Genomic DNA, 14,538 nt, shown 5'->3' with positions numbered 1-14,538 from the left:
GAGGAGTCCGAACGGCCCTAGGCCGGCGTCGCCAGCGGGGCCAGGGAGAGGGGGGATCGCTTGCCGTGGATGGCCTCACGGATCTCGACAAGGCGGCGGAAGGAGGGCTTCGGCTGCACTTCGACGGTGACGAGACCTTCGGGCGACGGCGACTTGGGTGAGTCGATGATCTCGTTCCAGCAGACGCTGTGCACGAACGGCTTGCTGGTGGCGACGGCAAGGGCGGCGGTCATCCAGCGGGCCTGGGACTCTGGGCTCCAGGGCGAGCGCCAGTACCCCGGGTCGAGCTGGTTGGTGTCCTCGTTGATCGTGGCGGGCGGGGCGCTCGGGGCGCTCAGTGCGGAGACCGAGATCGGCTTCTCCAGCGTGGCGTAGCGGTCGAGCATCGCGGAGAACGCCATCATGTCCCGCGTCGCCCGGCCGGGATCGGGGCGGCCCATCATCACGCGGAGGGCGATGACGTCGGCGTTGATTCCGGCCTGGGCCATCATCTCGGCGTAGAGCATCGGGGGGATCGACCTGGCGCTCTGGGCACATGCATCGCCCCACGGCTGGTCGATCTCGACCTGCACCGCGGCTCCGGGCTGGAGCTTGCGCACCAGCGACACGCAGATGCGGGTGAGGTCCATGATCTGTTCGAGCGTGAACGCGAAGTTGGTATTCGTGTGCAGGCCGGAGACGACGGTCCACGCCGTGACGGTGCGGCGGTAGCGTGTAACGATGTTCTTGACGTGCTCGTACACGAGTTCCCGGAGCGTCTCGTAGTCGTGCTCCCAGATGTAGAGCCACTCCGGGACGCAGAGGGGGCGGAAGTCCACGACCGGGCCGGCGACGACCGGGAGTTTCGCCGTGCGCACCGCCCACTCGATCCAGCGGTCGGTCGACTGGAACGCGTATTTGCCCTCGGTCGGTTCCATCTCGACCCAGCGCATCGGCATCCGAACAAAATCGCACGAGTCCGACACGAGCTTCTGCAGGGCCGGTGTGAAGCTCTCGGGAGAAATGGTCCCGCCGATCAGCGGCGGGGTCGAGAGGATCACGCCGACATTTCCGAGGAGCGCGTTGCGGCTCTCGCGAGCCTCGTGCTCGGTGAGGGCATTGGCCGGCGGGACGACCGCCGCGGCCGCGGCCAGCTCCCCGGAGACTCTCTTGGCGTACTGGATCTGGGCCTGCTTCAGGGCCAGCAGTTCGCTGGCATCGACCGCCAGCGCCAGAGCTTTTCGGGCCAGTTGGTCGGCGTTTACGGTGTAGCGGCGGTCGGCGCCGGTGCCGGTGGCGCCGACACCCTGGGCCACGATCGCCGCGGTGAAGGCGTGCCTGGCCTCCTCGAACGCCGCCATGACGGGGTCGTCCGCGGGCAGTTCGAACAGGGCCCAGTCCTCCATCTTGTTAATGACCAGCATCAGCCGGTGCCGGGCCAGTTCGAGGCTGAGCAGGTAGGGCTGGCTGCGGACGGGGAGGAGGCAGGTCTGCAGGGTCAACCGGCCCGCCGGACGCGAGTCGGGGCTGAATGCCGAGGCGTCCACGGGGAACTGCATACAGATGCCGGCGGCGTCTGAGGATCGCTTCTCGCAGCGGATCAGCCCGCCCTCGCAGCGGATGTCCGCGTGGATCGGGGCATCATCCGGGCCTGTGAGATAGGCGTGGCGGAGGGGCCACTGGCTCGCGGGTCCGTGAACGTCGAAGACGGCGAACGAGAGCATCCCGGGTTCCATCCTCCGTGAAAGGCGCGTGCGTGGCTGGGCAGGGCAGGATAGCGAGGGGGAGGGCCTGACGGAAAGCGGAGCCGGCACCCGGGACTCAATGTCGACCGGTTTCTGCGATACGATGGCCGCATGGTCGGACACACTGGTCAGAACGGAGCAGTCGCTGACGGCCTGATCCAGGGCCTCCGGCTGCCGGTGCACCGCAGCGGGAAGGTGCGGGATGTCTATGAACTGCCTGTCGCGGACGGGCCGGGCGCTGGGGGGGAAGGACGACTGCTCTTTGTGGCGTCAGATCGGATTTCAGCGTTCGACGTGGTTCTGCCAACTCCGATTACGGGTAAGGGGCGGCTGCTGACCCAGATCGCCGCGTGGTGGTTCGGCTTCATCACTGAGCACAGGCTGGCGGAGACCCACCTGATCTCGACACAGGTGTCCGATATCGATGCGGAGGCGTTCGCGCCGGGGGCGGCGGGGGACGCGGCGAGGCGATACCTCGAGGGGAGGCTCACCATTGGTCGCCGCTGCCGGGTGGTTCCAATTGAGTGCGTGGTCCGGGGCTACCTGGAGGGCTCGGGCTGGAAGGAGTATCAGCAGACGGGCTCGGTGTGCGGCGTCGACCTTCCGAAGGGTCTGAAACAGTGCGACCGCCTGCCGCGGCCGATCTTCACGCCGGCGACCAAGGCGTCGCACGGGCACGATGAGAACATCTCGTTCGAGGCAGCCGCGGAGATCGCAGGGCTGGAGACGATGTCGGTGCTGCGGGAGACATCGCTCAAGATCTATGACGCGGCGGCGGCGCACGCCCTAAGTCGGGGGATCATCATCGCGGACACGAAGTTCGAGTTTGGGATTCCCGAGGAGGACGTGGCCAGGTCGGGGCGCGCCTGGGTGCAGCCGATCCTCATCGACGAGGCGCTCACGCCCGACAGTTCGCGGTTCTGGCCCGCGGACTCGTACGAGCCGGGGCGGGCCCAGGCGAGTTACGACAAGCAGTTTGTGCGAGAGTACCTCGAGGGCCTGACGGCGTCCGGGGCGTGGGACAAGACACCCCCGGGGCCGGCGCTGCCGGACGAAGTGGTCCGTGGCACGGTGGAGCGGTACACGCGGGCGCGTGATGCGCTCTGCGGTTGACGCGACCGGCCTACTTCTTCTCGATCGTCCCCTGATTCTCGGCCTTGAGCCGCGCCTGCTCGAGAAGGTTCTTGCGGTACTCCTCAAGGCCCGGGGGCGGCGGGAACCAGATGCTGAACCCGCTCCCGCCCGAGGCCTCGACCGCGTCGAGATCGGCGGCCAGCGGCGACCCGGCAAGGAGCTGGTAGGCCTTGATCTTCAGGTCATCCGGCGCCCGGTTGTACATGATCGAGCCATCGGGCAGGCCGGTGAAGATGATGGCGTTCGCCAGGATCCGCGCGGCGTAGGTATCGAAGTCGCGGTCCATGACCTCCATGCGGGTCTGGTCGCCGCGGGTGACATTGGTGTCGAAGACCTTGTCCTTCGTGAACCTGGCGTGGAAGTCGCGGGCGTACTTCATCTGGCTCTCGAAGAGCTTGAAGTTGTCGGCCAGCAGACCGGCCCAGAAGGCAGCCTGGAGTGCACCGGTGACTTCGGACCGGGCGACCTCGGGGCTGGTGAAGCGATCGTCCCTGGCGATCTCGCTGACGACGAACTCATCGAGGGGCAGGGTGTCCAGGTAGACATACTGCAGGTCGTTGGAAAGGTTTCTCCGGTCGAAGTGGATGAGCTTCTGCCGGTACTCCTCGGCTTTTTCGCGGTCGCCGCGGCGGTAGAGGTAGCGGATGACGTCGCGGAGGAAGTTCTCGTACCCGGCCGAGAACTGCGACCAGGGACGGCCCTTGTCGGGCGTGACGACCTCGCCCTTGTCGGTGACAAACTGGCTGCGGTCGACGAGACGAGCAAGGATCTGGTCGTAGGCGTCGATGAAGTCCGGGTTGGGGAGTTGGAGGTAGAAGCCTGGGTTGAAGATATCGAAGGAGATTTCACCGCTCCGGTACAGCTCCTGAAGGGCCTGGATGGCCACACGGTCGGTGTTCAGGATGTCAAAGTCACCACGGTTCTTGGCGTTGATACGGTAGAGCGCCTCGTCGACGCCGCGGGTGGACCAGTAGTACGCGTGAGAGGCGGGGTGGCGCCAGTCCAGGGGGCCGGCATCCTTGGTGTACCGGATCATCCGGTCCGGTTCCATGTGGTACTTATCGATCAGGATCCGCTTGCGGACGAAGCGGACGACAGCTTGAACCGCCGGCGTCGGCCCTTCGGACGTGGAGCCCTCCATCAGAATGTCCATCGCCGCCCGCTGGCTGGCTGAGAGGTTGGAGCGGGGCCCGGCGGTTAGCCCGAGCGCGGATTGCAGGCGCCCGAACGAGCGGAGTTCCTCGACGATCTGCAGCAGACGCTCGCCCGGGCCGTTGCCCGCTTCATCCCACAGCCGGCCGGTCAGGTCGATGCCGGCCTGGGTGCGGAGTTTCTCGATCACCTCGGAGGCACCCGGCGTCGAGGCATCGAGTTCGGAGATGGTGTCGCTCGCGTTGGCGATCTTCTCCAGCCACTCGATGTACGCCTGCTTCATCTTCGCGGTGGTGTCGCGGTCCTTGGTTCGTGCCGGGGGGGTGCCGAGGACGTAGGTCCACTCGCGGGCGAACTCGCGCTTGTAGGTCCAGTTTGCATCATCCATTTGGCCCTGCACCTTGTGGAGCAGGATCCATGCGAGTTCCTTGTGCAGGAGCGTATCGGTCGGATTGGCCGGGATCCCTTCGTCGCGCAGGAGACGGATTCCGGCCTGGACCCACTGCCATCGCTCTTGCGGCGTCTGGGTCGCGACCGAGATGTTGTACGCCAGGTTCCAGGCATGGAAGACCCATACCCGTGGGAAGCGGGGCTGGAGGCGGGTGATCGTCTTGGCGAGGTCGACTGCCTCGTAATACTTCCCTTCCTCCTTCAACTGGTTCGCCCGGATCCAGAGCATGTTGACGAACAGACCGCGGAAGGCTCCCATGGCGATGCCCGCGGCGACCTCCGGCGGGTCGCCTTTCTGGCCCTGGTCGGCGTAGACGAGCCGGTTGCGCCCCGCGGAGGCGGCGAGGGCTGAACTGAGAACAGCCGAGACCCCCAGGCAGAGCACCAGGAGGATGGTGGCCGCGAGCTGGACTCGTCTGTCACGCTGCATTCGGTGAGTCCGCGGGCCTACTGGCCAGAATACGTCGCCAGTTCGCGGCGACGGAAGATCGCCGACGCCAGGACAAAGAGGATGCCGGTCACGGCTCCGAGGATGACCGTCGACTGTAATACCCCCGTCCAGGCTACGAGCCGGCCATCGACGAGGTTCGCGGTGGGGCGGAGGTTGGCGTAGTAGCGGAACGTCTCGCTGATTGGCACGGCGATTGCCCTGATGATCACCTTGTAGAGGATGACCTCGCCCTTGTCGGTCCGGCTGGCGTAGTACTCCAGCGACTCCGCGAGGTACCCGGAAGACTCCGCGATCAGGAACACTCCAAAGGCGACAAGGCTGGCGACGGGGAAGGACAGGAATGTGGCGCAGGTGATCCCGATCATCGCGAGGAACGAGAGCTTGAGCCAGAGGATGATGCCAACCCTGAAGAAGTTCATCCGGTAGGAGCCGGCGTTGAACGAGAGTTCGAGCCCATCGGGGGGGAAGACGATGGTCTGGGCCTCGTCCTGGCTGTTGATGAGCCCGCCGTTGCCGATCTCGAGTTCAAGCGTGCCGTCCTTGGAGACCGCTGTGGGCGAGATCGAGAGCCTCATCTGCTGGCCTGGAGGCACTCTCCGCTCGAGCCCTGCGAAGCGGGTATCGGCGTCCTCGCCCTCGACGACGGGCATGAGCTGCGAGTCGTTTTCGAAGAAGAATTGGGGAGAGGCTCCGAAGAACAGGACGCGGTACTCGAACCGCGGATCATCGCCGCCGGCGTTGATCTTGTAGCGGAGGGTGAGGGGCGTGCCGCTCTCGCGTGCGTCGCCCAGGCCCCGGAAGTAGTACCGCTGGACCTGGCCGCGCTTCAGGCTGTAGAACGACGATCGGTACTCCTGGAGGATGCTGGCCCGCAGGCGGGCGCGCGTGGCCGCGTCATCGGGGAGTTCGTTGTTGAGGCGGCGCTCCTGCTCGAGGCGGTGCTCGACGGCCTGCTCCAGCGCCTCGGGCGGCATCGCGTCGATGCCGGGGCGCACCGCGACGCGTGCGGCGAGCACCTGGGACTCGAGGATCACGCGATCGTCCGTGAGTTCCGCCCCGTTGCGGGTGACAAACGGGCGGATCTCGCCCTCGGCCGGCTGGTTGCGGAGGTGCTCGGTGAAGAGGAAGACGCCCGAGGCGCTGATGGCCAGCAGCGCGGCCGCCACGCCAGTGACGCCGAGCCACTTGCCCAGGATGTACTGCCATGACGCGACCGGCTTGGTCATCGTCTGCCAGATCACGCGGTCGCGTTGCTCAAAGGCGACGCTGGCCACGGCCAGGAAGAGGACGAGCACGGCGATGATCCAGAACGACCCGCTCGTGCCGTACTGCAGGAACGACTGCACGCGGTACCGCAGCGGCCGGGCCGGGTCCAACAGCCCCGGCAGGGACGCCAGCATGAAGATCAGCATGACGATGAAGACGAGCGAGATCTTCAGCCGGACCGCTTCGTCGACGACGTTGCGGGCGATCGAGAAAACGGGGCCATTCCCGCCGAGGGCGAGCTTGAGGACTCGCATGAGCACGGTGAACGCCGCGAACAGGGCCACCAGACCGGCGATGAACTGGCCCCACTGGGCCACATCAAAGGAGACTCCCGGTTTGCCTGAGGCATCCCTCAACAGATCCACGTGACCGCCGAATCGCTGCATCGGCCACACGATCGCGGCGGTGAACAGGCCCAGAGCGAGGTAGGTCAGACCAAGGCCGAGCCAAACGATCGCGAGGCACATGGCGAGCACGATGCCTATGCCGACAGCGACCGCCGTGGCGTCGGCCCGACGAGAGAGGATCTCGCCGAACGCCTTCTCGAACATTTCCTGGTTGGTCTGGGCAGTCTTTGCGGCCTTGGCATCGGGCGAATCCGGTGCGGGGGCTGGGGTGGTGGCCGCCTCGGATCCACGCTCGGAGGCATGAATCGAAACGACGTAGCCCACCTGAACGCCTGCCGCTGCGAGCACGAGCACGACGCTCGCGATGATCTGAAAGAGCAGCGATCGCTGGATGCGGTCGAGTCGGCCCAGCCAGTCGCGGATGATCACGGCCGGCGCTCCGGCGGCTTTGGATCGCCATGTTTCGTACCGCCGGTGTCGCCTCCCATGAGGTCGCCGATGACTCCCAGGTCAACATCGGGAGACGGCGATGGGGCGGGTGTGGAGCCGGCCGGCCGCGGCGGTGTTGGCGGCTTGGCAGCGGGAGGGGGCGTGCCGATCAAGGAGGCCAGCACGGCATCGTCGGGCCCATCCTGCTTGGACCCGGACTTCTCCGCGGAGGGTCGGCCGGCCTGTAGGGCGGGCTCGGGGGCTACGTTGACAAGTTGGTCGATCAGGGCTTCGCCGGACGCCTGGGCGGGTTCTTCGGTACGGAGGAACGAGGCGGTTTGTCCGCCGTGTTGAGCGCCGGCCGTCGCGACCCGCTCGGCGAGCGCCCGCTGTACGATGTCCATGAACAGGTCCTCGAGGCGCTGGCGGGGTTTGGAGACCCGCTCGATCGAGCGCTGTCCCGCTGTACGCTGGCGGACGAGCGAATCGATCTCGCTGATCAGGGATTCGTTGAGCGAATCGAACTCGAGGACAGTCTTGTCGTCAGCGGTAAGGAGTGATTCGCAGGTACCCTCCTCGCGGATCTTGCCGCCGTACAGGATCACCATGCGGTTGACGCAGTCCTCGACGTCGGCGAGGAGGTGGCTGGAGAGCAGGACGGTCTTGCCGCGGCGCCCGAGTTCGATGATCAGGTCCTTGATCTGGCGGTTGCCGATCGGGTCGAGGCCGGTCGTGGGCTCGTCGAGGATGAGCAGTTGCGGGTCGTTGATCAGGGCCTGGGCGATGCCGATCCGGCGCTGCATGCCCTTTGAGTACTCGCTGACCGGGCGGAACTGAACCGCAGCGAGACCGACCATGTCGAGCAGCTCGTCGACGCGTCGGTTACGGATCGAGCGGTCGAGCTCGAAGAGCTTGGCGTAGTACTCGAGGGTTTCGCGGGCGTTGAGGAACGGATAGAGGTACGACTCTTCTGGGAGGTACCCGATCCGGCGCTTGACCGCGACATCGTCGGGCGGCTTGCCGAAGACCGCAACACGGCCGCTGGTCTTGTGGAGCAGGCCGAGGATGACCTTGATCGTCGTCGACTTCCCCGACCCGTTGGGCCCGAGCAGCCCGAAGACTTCGCCGGGATGGACCTCAAATGTCACGTCGTCCACGGCCCTGGCCCGCGGGCGCAACCAGAAGTCGCGGAAGACCTTGACGAGCTTCTGGACGACAATGACGTGTTTGGAGGGCGAGTCGGCCATGGATCCCTGTCGTGTCTACGACTACTGCGAACTCTGTGTTTCGTCGGGTCGGACGCGTTTTTCAAGTCGCTCGCGTTCACGCTTGACCCGCAACTCCTCCTGGAGCCTCTCGGCTTCCTTCTGGCGGGCCTTCTGCGTCTGCTCCTTGGCAAGGCTCTGATCGCGGTTAATCGTAATCACGAGCCGGGCCAGCGCCGCGGGCACCAACTGCACTTGGACCGATTCCCGGGTAACAAACGTCTTGAACGCGTCGGTCCACTGACTGTTCATGACCACGCCCGGAAACGCTGCGTAGCCCTCGGCAAGAGCCAGGAAGCGGTTGCGGTCGTTGACGGCCCGGTCGACGGTGCGGCGGCGGGCCAGCTCGGCATCGCGGAGCATGGCGGGGACGTCGCCCTCGAGTCGCGGGCTTACCTCCAGCCCATCGATCGTCACCGGGCGGCTGGTCAGAAGGCGATCGATCACGTCGAGGGTCTCCTTCGCCTCGTCGGTCTTGTCCAGGGCGAGAAGACTCTCGTAGCGATCGATCTGATTGAGGATGGTCCTGGCCGCGGGACCGGCGACGTTGTTGAGGATGCGCTGTTGCTCGGCGACGGCCTCTTGTTCGAACTTGGCCTTGTCGGCCTCGGCGGAGGCTGGGGCCCGGTAGCCGACGGCGACGCGCCTGGGCGGCATGCTCGAAGTCAGGGTGATCTCCTGGATCGTCAGGCCGCAGTCGATGCTGTCGAGCATTCGCTGAGCGACCCGGTAGGCGACGACCTTGAGGCTGTCCGACATGGCCAGAACCTGGTCCGGGGTCGCAATCGACGCCGCCTCAACCAGGCCTTTGCTCACCGCGGCTCGGACGATGCTGACCTCGGCCGTGGGATCGATCGCCTGGTAGAACTTGACCGGATCGGTCCGGAGGTACTTGACCTCGGCCTTGAGGTGCATGATCGAACCGTCGCGGGTCAGCAGCGAGCCATCCAGCACCGGGTCGAGCGAGTCACGTCCCGTGCCCGCGAGGGCCTCGACACCGAGGTTCCGCTCGGCGTCGTTGAGGTTCGGCCAGAACTCACGGTCCAGTACGAGCGTCGGCGGCACCGTCTGGATCTTGATGAGTTCGCCGAAGGGATAGGGCCAGGAGAACTGGGGTCCGGGCGGGAGATTGTCGGCCGTGATCCGGCCGAGCGTTACCCGGATCCCCCGCTCGTTCTGGTTCACCCGCTGCATGCCGCTGAACAGGAAAACGACCAGCAGCGCGGCCATCGACACCTGGAGCAGGCGAAACGTGATCCGGAGCGCGTCCTCAAGGGACTTGGTAGCCGGGTCCATGAGAGAGGCCGCGTCGTCGGCCTGTCCGTCATCGTGGCGCAGCGTGACCGACGTGGAGCGATCGGTCGGCCTCGGCCCGGTGGCAGGGTCAGTTGGGGGAAGGTCTGTCATGGGCTACCTCTGCCCTCCGGCGGGGGAACCGGAAGCCGCGGGTCGATCCTGGGGCGTCGGCTTGTCAGTGGGGACGCCGGCGGGCTGGTCGTTCAGCGCATCGGGCCGGAACAGGCCCATCCCGGGCATGCTCGTCGGAAGGATGAGCGTCGTCTGCCGACCGAAGGCTTCCTTGAGCAGGTCGATGTTCTTGAGGAAGATAGCCAGTTCAGGGTTGGCGCTCATCTGCTTGTAGTACTGAGCCGCTTCGGCCTGCCCCTGGGCGCGGATGTTTTGGGCGAGCCGGCCGGCAAAGTCGAGGATCCGCTTCGAGTCGGCGGTGGCCTTCTTTCGGATGGTGTCGGCGGTCGTCGTGCCCTCGGCGATGAGTTCGTTCGCGATCTTGGCCCGGTTGGCGTTCATCGCGTCGAAGACCTTTTTCGTCGTTTCGGAATCGAACCGGATGCTGCTGATCCCGACCGCCTTGGGCGTGATCCCGAACTCGGCGAACGAGGCGGAGGCCTCGTCGGTCGACTTCATCGCGTCGAGCAGGGCGAGTTCGAGCGCGGCCATCTTCGACTCGCGGCCCGCGCCGGCGAGCACCTCGTCGAGCCGGAACTTGCTGATGACGCCGAGCGCCGAGCGAAGGCGGGCCTGCAGGTCACGCTCCGCGGCACGGATGTGGTCCTCGGAGCGGTCGCCGCGGCCGGAGTACTTCTGGTAGAACTTCAGCGCATCGGAAACCTGCCAGGTGAGGAACGCCGTGACGACGATGTTCTTCGCGTCCTGGGTGTTCCGGGTCTCGGGCGCCGAGGCGAGAAACTTGGCCCTGGTGTCGTACAGCGTGACAGTTTGAACGTAGGGGATCTTGAAGCGCATCCCCGCTTCCTTGATCACCGACGATTCATCGGCCTTGCCGAAGGTAGTGACGACCGCTGTTTCGGTGAACCGCACGCGATAGGTGGTCATGTACGCGCCGACGACGAGGACGACGATCGCGATGATGATCCAGCGCTGAATGCTTCCGGTAAAACGACTCGCCACGTCTGGCACTCCTGGTCCTGCGAGGGCTCCGGGGCCCTTGGATCTGTGATGGCCTGTTGCCCCGCGAGACGCGGTCTCGCGGGAGGGCCGGGGGCTCTATTCCGTCTTGTTCGCCTCGGGCGCCGCGAGCGGATTGCCGGAGGAGTCAAGGTCTGTCAGGTCCGACCGGATCTCCACGGGTGAGTCGTCCGCGACGATGTACACGCGGGAGTTGGCCATCATCTGCTTGAGCGAGTCAAAGTAACGGCTTGCCTTGAACAGCGAGGGGTTGGCGGTGAACGCCGCGAGTTCACCGGAGTACGCCTCGGCCATGCCCCGCTCGGCCATGTGCCGGGTCCATCGCTCGGCCTTCGCCTCGTAGATGAGCACCGCCGCCTGGCCGTTCCCCTCGGTGAGCAGCCGCTCGATGGCGAGGATCTTGGCCTTGCGCTCGGGCGAGGCGTCCGCGGCGGACATCTCGCCGCCCATCGCGTCGAAAGCCGCGATCTCATCGATCGCGCTCTTGGCCGCCGCCACGCTCCCGGCCGCGGCGCTGAGGATCTTGACGATGTCGCCCTCCGCATAAATCACGTTAGCGAGTCGCTGCTGCTCGGCGGCCACAACTTGTTCGAAGGCTGTGGCGGTATCTCGCGGCGGGTGGATCCCGACAATCCCGCAGAACAGCACGGTGATCCCGCAGTCGCGGTCCTTGGTGTAGGCCTTATCGATCAGCCGCCCGATCTCGGACGAGGCCGCCATGAGGCCGGGACCGAGGAGCTCGTCCATCCTCTTGGTGGCGACGTACTTGAGCAGGACCTGCTGACCGATCGCCTTGAGGAGGTTCTCGCGGTCTTCGAGCGTCGGACCGAGGTTCTCGAACTTCTCCAGGTTGTCGACGGAGTACAGGACCGGTACCTCCATCGCGACCAGCGCGTAGTTGCGTTCCCGTTCTCCGGAGCCGGGTGGCTGGACGAGCAGGTAGAAATCCTGCTCGCCGGGCACGTGCTCGTTGGTCCAGAGGATGGGGCGGTCGGCGGGCGCCTGCGGACTGGCCAGGTCGATGCGCCTTGCTTCGGTTGCGTCGAATCGCTCCACGCTGGCGAAGGGCCAGGGGAGCTTGGCGTAGGGCCCCGGACCGACCTCTCGCACCAGCTTGCCGTTGGTCAGCATCAGGGCCCGCTCGCTGGGGTTGACCACCGCGAGCGTCGTCATGATCCACACCAGGCCGACGCCGACCACGACGAGCCACGCGATCGACCGGCTGAGAAGCTGGTAGAACCACGATCCGGTGACATCGAACCCGAACTGGTAGTTGAGCGCTTCGCCGATGGATTCGGCGATCTTGTCGGGGGCGGCGATGAACCCGAGGATCCGGGAATCGAACGCGGGTCGAGGGAGCTCGCCGGGTCGCCGCGGGCGGTAGGCGCCGAGCACGAAGTTCAGGACGATCTCCGCCCCCAGCACCACCATCATGAGCGGGAAGACCACCAGCAGGTACCGCAGGACGCCGTCGCTTCCGGCGAAGAGCACGAACTGGCCGATGGCGATCGCCAGGCCCATCAGCGCGGATCCGACCGCCTGTGTTGCTCCGGCCCTCAGGTTGGCCCAGACCGGTTGCTTCGCCATCCCGGACATGAAGCGGGCGTACAGGAACCCGGTCACCCCAACGACCAGCCCGATCGCGATGGCCCAGTAGGCAAGCGACGGGGCGGGCTTTATGAAATTATCCGGATTGACATGTCCACGGGCGGCGACGAACCGCCAGAGCCCGACCCCGATCAGCACCGCGGCGAGGATCAGGCTCGAGGCCGGGACCAGCACGCGGTGCATCCACGAGAGCCGCTTCGAGGCAATGCGCAAGTCGTCGCCGGTCTCCTCGAACACGGTGGACCGGCGGGCCGCCTCCGCAGCGAGCGACTCGGCCTCGATCGCCTCCAGCCGCTCTCGCCGGTGCTGGTCATACACCACCGCCAGGATCAGCCAGACGGCGCTGCTGATGAGAATGTAGATCGCGGCGGTCATCGCCGCGACGTCGGCCGCCAGAGCCGCATAAATGAGCGTCGCGATCCCCAATACGATCTGCAAGCCCATACCCAGGAGGCTGAAGTGAGCGGCGCGCTTGAAGCTCTGGGGATCGGCTGTCATCAACATTCCCAATATCCCCGCGAGTGGGGGAGTGGTGTGCAGGTCGGTGGAACTCGCACCGAGGCGGAACCCGGCGCTGGGAGGCGTCGGTCATTGCCCGGGGAGAGGGGGCGGTATTGTCCACGAACGAAGTGCCGGTGTCCACCGGCCCACTGACCGGCATGTGCCGAAACTCCGGTTTCTGCTGATCGGTGGCGTCATCGAGGCAAGTACTGCGAAGGGGTCGGTGCGGCTCCGAATGGGCCGGTATGGGCGGCGCGCACGAACCTCATGGGGGGCGGGCACGTTGATGTACGTGCTGGCTGCCCCTATGTTCGTCTCTCGGTCAGGATTCGCCAAGCGATCTCTCCACCTCGACGCAGGCCCGCCCAATCATGTTCGGCCAACTCCTCACGATCGCGAAGAACACGTTCAAGGAGAGCGTGCGCCAGCCCATCTACTTTGTGCTGGTGATGCTGTGCGGCGTGCTGATCCTGCTGAGCACCTGGGGTACCGGGTTCAGCATGGGGTACACCGAATCGGGGGAGGTCTCGAGCGACAATAAGCTCTTGCTGGACATCGGGTTGGCGACGGTGTTCGTCTGCGGCATGCTCCTCGCCGCGTTCATCGCGACCGCCGTGATCTCCCGCGAGATCGAGAATCGGACGGTGCTGACGGTGGTGAGCAAGCCGGTCAAGCGGCCGGTTGTTGTGTTGGGGAAGTACCTCGGGGTCGCGGCCGCGATGCTGATCGCGGTGGTCACGATGCTGATGTTTCTCCAGATGGCGATCCGGCACGGGGTCCTGAGCACCGCATCCGATGAGCTCGATGGTCCGGTGCTGCTGTTCACATTCCTGGCCGTGTTCATCGCGTTCGCTGTCGGCATCTGGTGCAACTTCTTTTATGGCTGGGTGTTCACGCAGACCGCCACGCTGCTCCTGTGCCCGTTGATGCTTGTCGCGTGGGTGTGCGTGCTGGTGGTAAGCCCGAAGTGGCAGATCCAGCCGATCGCAACGAGCTTCAAGCTCCAGATCACGATGGCGAGCATCGCCGTTGTGCTGGCTCAACTGGTCCTCGCGGCGATCGCGACGGCCGCGTCGTCCAGGTTGGGCCAGGTGATGACCATCGTGGTGTGCGCCGGGGTCTTCATGCTCGGACTGCTGTCGAACCACCTGTTCGGTCGGCTGGCATACCGGAACGAGTGGGTCGGGCGCATCGATCAGGTCTTTCCAACCAAGGCCCGCGACGAGGGGCTCACTGAGCCTGGCATGTCGTACATGGTCGCTCTGCAGAACGAGCCGAAGCAGACGATCAAACCGGGTGACTGTTTCTTCTACTCGCCCTCACCCAACGGCATCCCCATGCTCACTCGGTCGTTTCCGCCGTTCAAGGGTGATGTCGCCGAGCGGAGCGAGTTGCTGAGCCCGACAGTGCCCCCGTCGCTGATTGTTACAGAGGTCAAGGGCAAGCAGGTGACGGTGATGCGGGCCGGCGGTGCGGGCCCACTGTTCCAGGGCGAGGGGGGCGCCAGCGGCCTGTTTATTACCCCGCGTCCGCCGGCGCGGCTCGACTACGTGTTCCTGCGGGAGACCCAGGTCAACGTCCCCGCGCTGGTGGTTTGGGGCTTGGTGCCCAACGTTCAGTTCTTCTGGCTGCTCGATGCGGTGACCCAGAATCAACCGATTCCCTGGAGTCACATCGGGCTGGTGGCGCTGTATGCGGCCGCGCAGATCGGTGTCTTCCTGTCGGTGGCGGTGATTTTCTTCCAGCGCCGGGAAGTTGGATAG

The 14,538-nt window shown here is 65.7% G+C and carries 9 protein-coding genes; 2 read left to right on the top strand and 7 right to left on the bottom strand.

What is annotated here, in order from left to right; genetic code table 11:
• Window positions 1–17: 17 nt before the first annotated feature.
• On the bottom strand, window positions 18–1,703 hold the full coding sequence (locus KF745_05220; GenBank protein ID MBX3357811.1) for an endo-1,4-beta-xylanase: 1,686 nt from the start codon (window positions 1,701–1,703) through the stop codon (window positions 18–20).
• 132 nt (window positions 1,704–1,835) lie between these two features.
• Here KF745_05220 and KF745_05215 point away from each other — a divergent pair, with 132 nt between their 5' ends.
• Complete coding sequence (locus tag KF745_05215; GenBank protein ID MBX3357810.1) at window positions 1,836–2,837, top strand: phosphoribosylaminoimidazolesuccinocarboxamide synthase; 1,002 nt, start codon at window positions 1,836–1,838, stop codon at window positions 2,835–2,837.
• Window positions 2,838–2,847: 10 nt separating this feature from the next.
• Here the strand turns inward: KF745_05215 and KF745_05210 are convergent, their stop codons facing one another.
• From KF745_05210 to KF745_05185, 6 genes are all read right to left on the bottom strand, one after another.
• Window positions 2,848–4,890, bottom strand: coding sequence for a hypothetical protein (locus KF745_05210; GenBank protein ID MBX3357809.1), 2,043 nt, complete (start codon window positions 4,888–4,890; stop codon window positions 2,848–2,850).
• Window positions 4,891–4,907: 17 nt separating this feature from the next.
• On the bottom strand, window positions 4,908–6,953 hold the full coding sequence (locus tag KF745_05205; protein ID MBX3357808.1) for a hypothetical protein: 2,046 nt from the start codon (window positions 6,951–6,953) through the stop codon (window positions 4,908–4,910).
• Window positions 6,950–8,200, bottom strand: coding sequence for an ABC transporter ATP-binding protein (locus KF745_05200; GenBank protein ID MBX3357807.1), 1,251 nt, complete (start codon window positions 8,198–8,200; stop codon window positions 6,950–6,952). The genes KF745_05205 and KF745_05200 overlap by 4 nt, the downstream gene beginning before the upstream one ends.
• A 21-nt stretch (window positions 8,201–8,221) precedes the next feature.
• A complete protein-coding gene (locus KF745_05195; protein ID MBX3357806.1) occupies window positions 8,222–9,625 on the bottom strand; it encodes a hypothetical protein in 1,404 nt (467 codons plus the stop codon).
• A 3-nt stretch (window positions 9,626–9,628) separates the two neighbouring features.
• Window positions 9,629–10,648, bottom strand: coding sequence for a hypothetical protein (locus tag KF745_05190; protein ID MBX3357805.1), 1,020 nt, complete (start codon window positions 10,646–10,648; stop codon window positions 9,629–9,631).
• 96 nt (window positions 10,649–10,744) lie between these two features.
• A complete protein-coding gene (locus KF745_05185; protein ID MBX3357804.1) occupies window positions 10,745–12,772 on the bottom strand; it encodes a hypothetical protein in 2,028 nt (675 codons plus the stop codon).
• Between the two features lie 374 nt (window positions 12,773–13,146).
• Between KF745_05185 and KF745_05180 the strand changes: the two genes are divergently transcribed.
• Window positions 13,147–14,538, top strand: coding sequence for an ABC transporter permease subunit (locus KF745_05180; protein ID MBX3357803.1), 1,392 nt, complete (start codon window positions 13,147–13,149; stop codon window positions 14,536–14,538).

It is taken from the genome of Phycisphaeraceae bacterium (assembly GCA_019636655.1).
In the GTDB taxonomy this organism is placed as follows: domain Bacteria; phylum Planctomycetota; class Phycisphaerae; order Phycisphaerales; family UBA1924; genus JAHBXB01.
Note: the sequence above shows the minus strand (reverse complement) of the source record. Positions and strands in the feature narration are given on the sequence as shown.

Coding starts and splice junctions, on each gene's coding strand:
- KF745_05200 (MBX3357807.1), bottom strand. CDS start 8,200: ATGGCCGACTCGCCCTCCAAACACGTCATTGTCGTCCAGAAGCTCGTC.
- KF745_05215 (MBX3357810.1), top strand. CDS start 1,836: ATGGTCGGACACACTGGTCAGAACGGAGCAGTCGCTGACGGCCTGATC.
- KF745_05185 (MBX3357804.1), bottom strand. CDS start 12,772: ATGACAGCCGATCCCCAGAGCTTCAAGCGCGCCGCTCACTTCAGCCTC.
- KF745_05180 (MBX3357803.1), top strand. CDS start 13,147: ATGTTCGGCCAACTCCTCACGATCGCGAAGAACACGTTCAAGGAGAGC.
- KF745_05210 (MBX3357809.1), bottom strand. CDS start 4,890: ATGCAGCGTGACAGACGAGTCCAGCTCGCGGCCACCATCCTCCTGGTG.
- KF745_05195 (MBX3357806.1), bottom strand. CDS start 9,625: ATGACAGACCTTCCCCCAACTGACCCTGCCACCGGGCCGAGGCCGACC.
- KF745_05220 (MBX3357811.1), bottom strand. CDS start 1,703: ATGCTCTCGTTCGCCGTCTTCGACGTTCACGGACCCGCGAGCCAGTGG.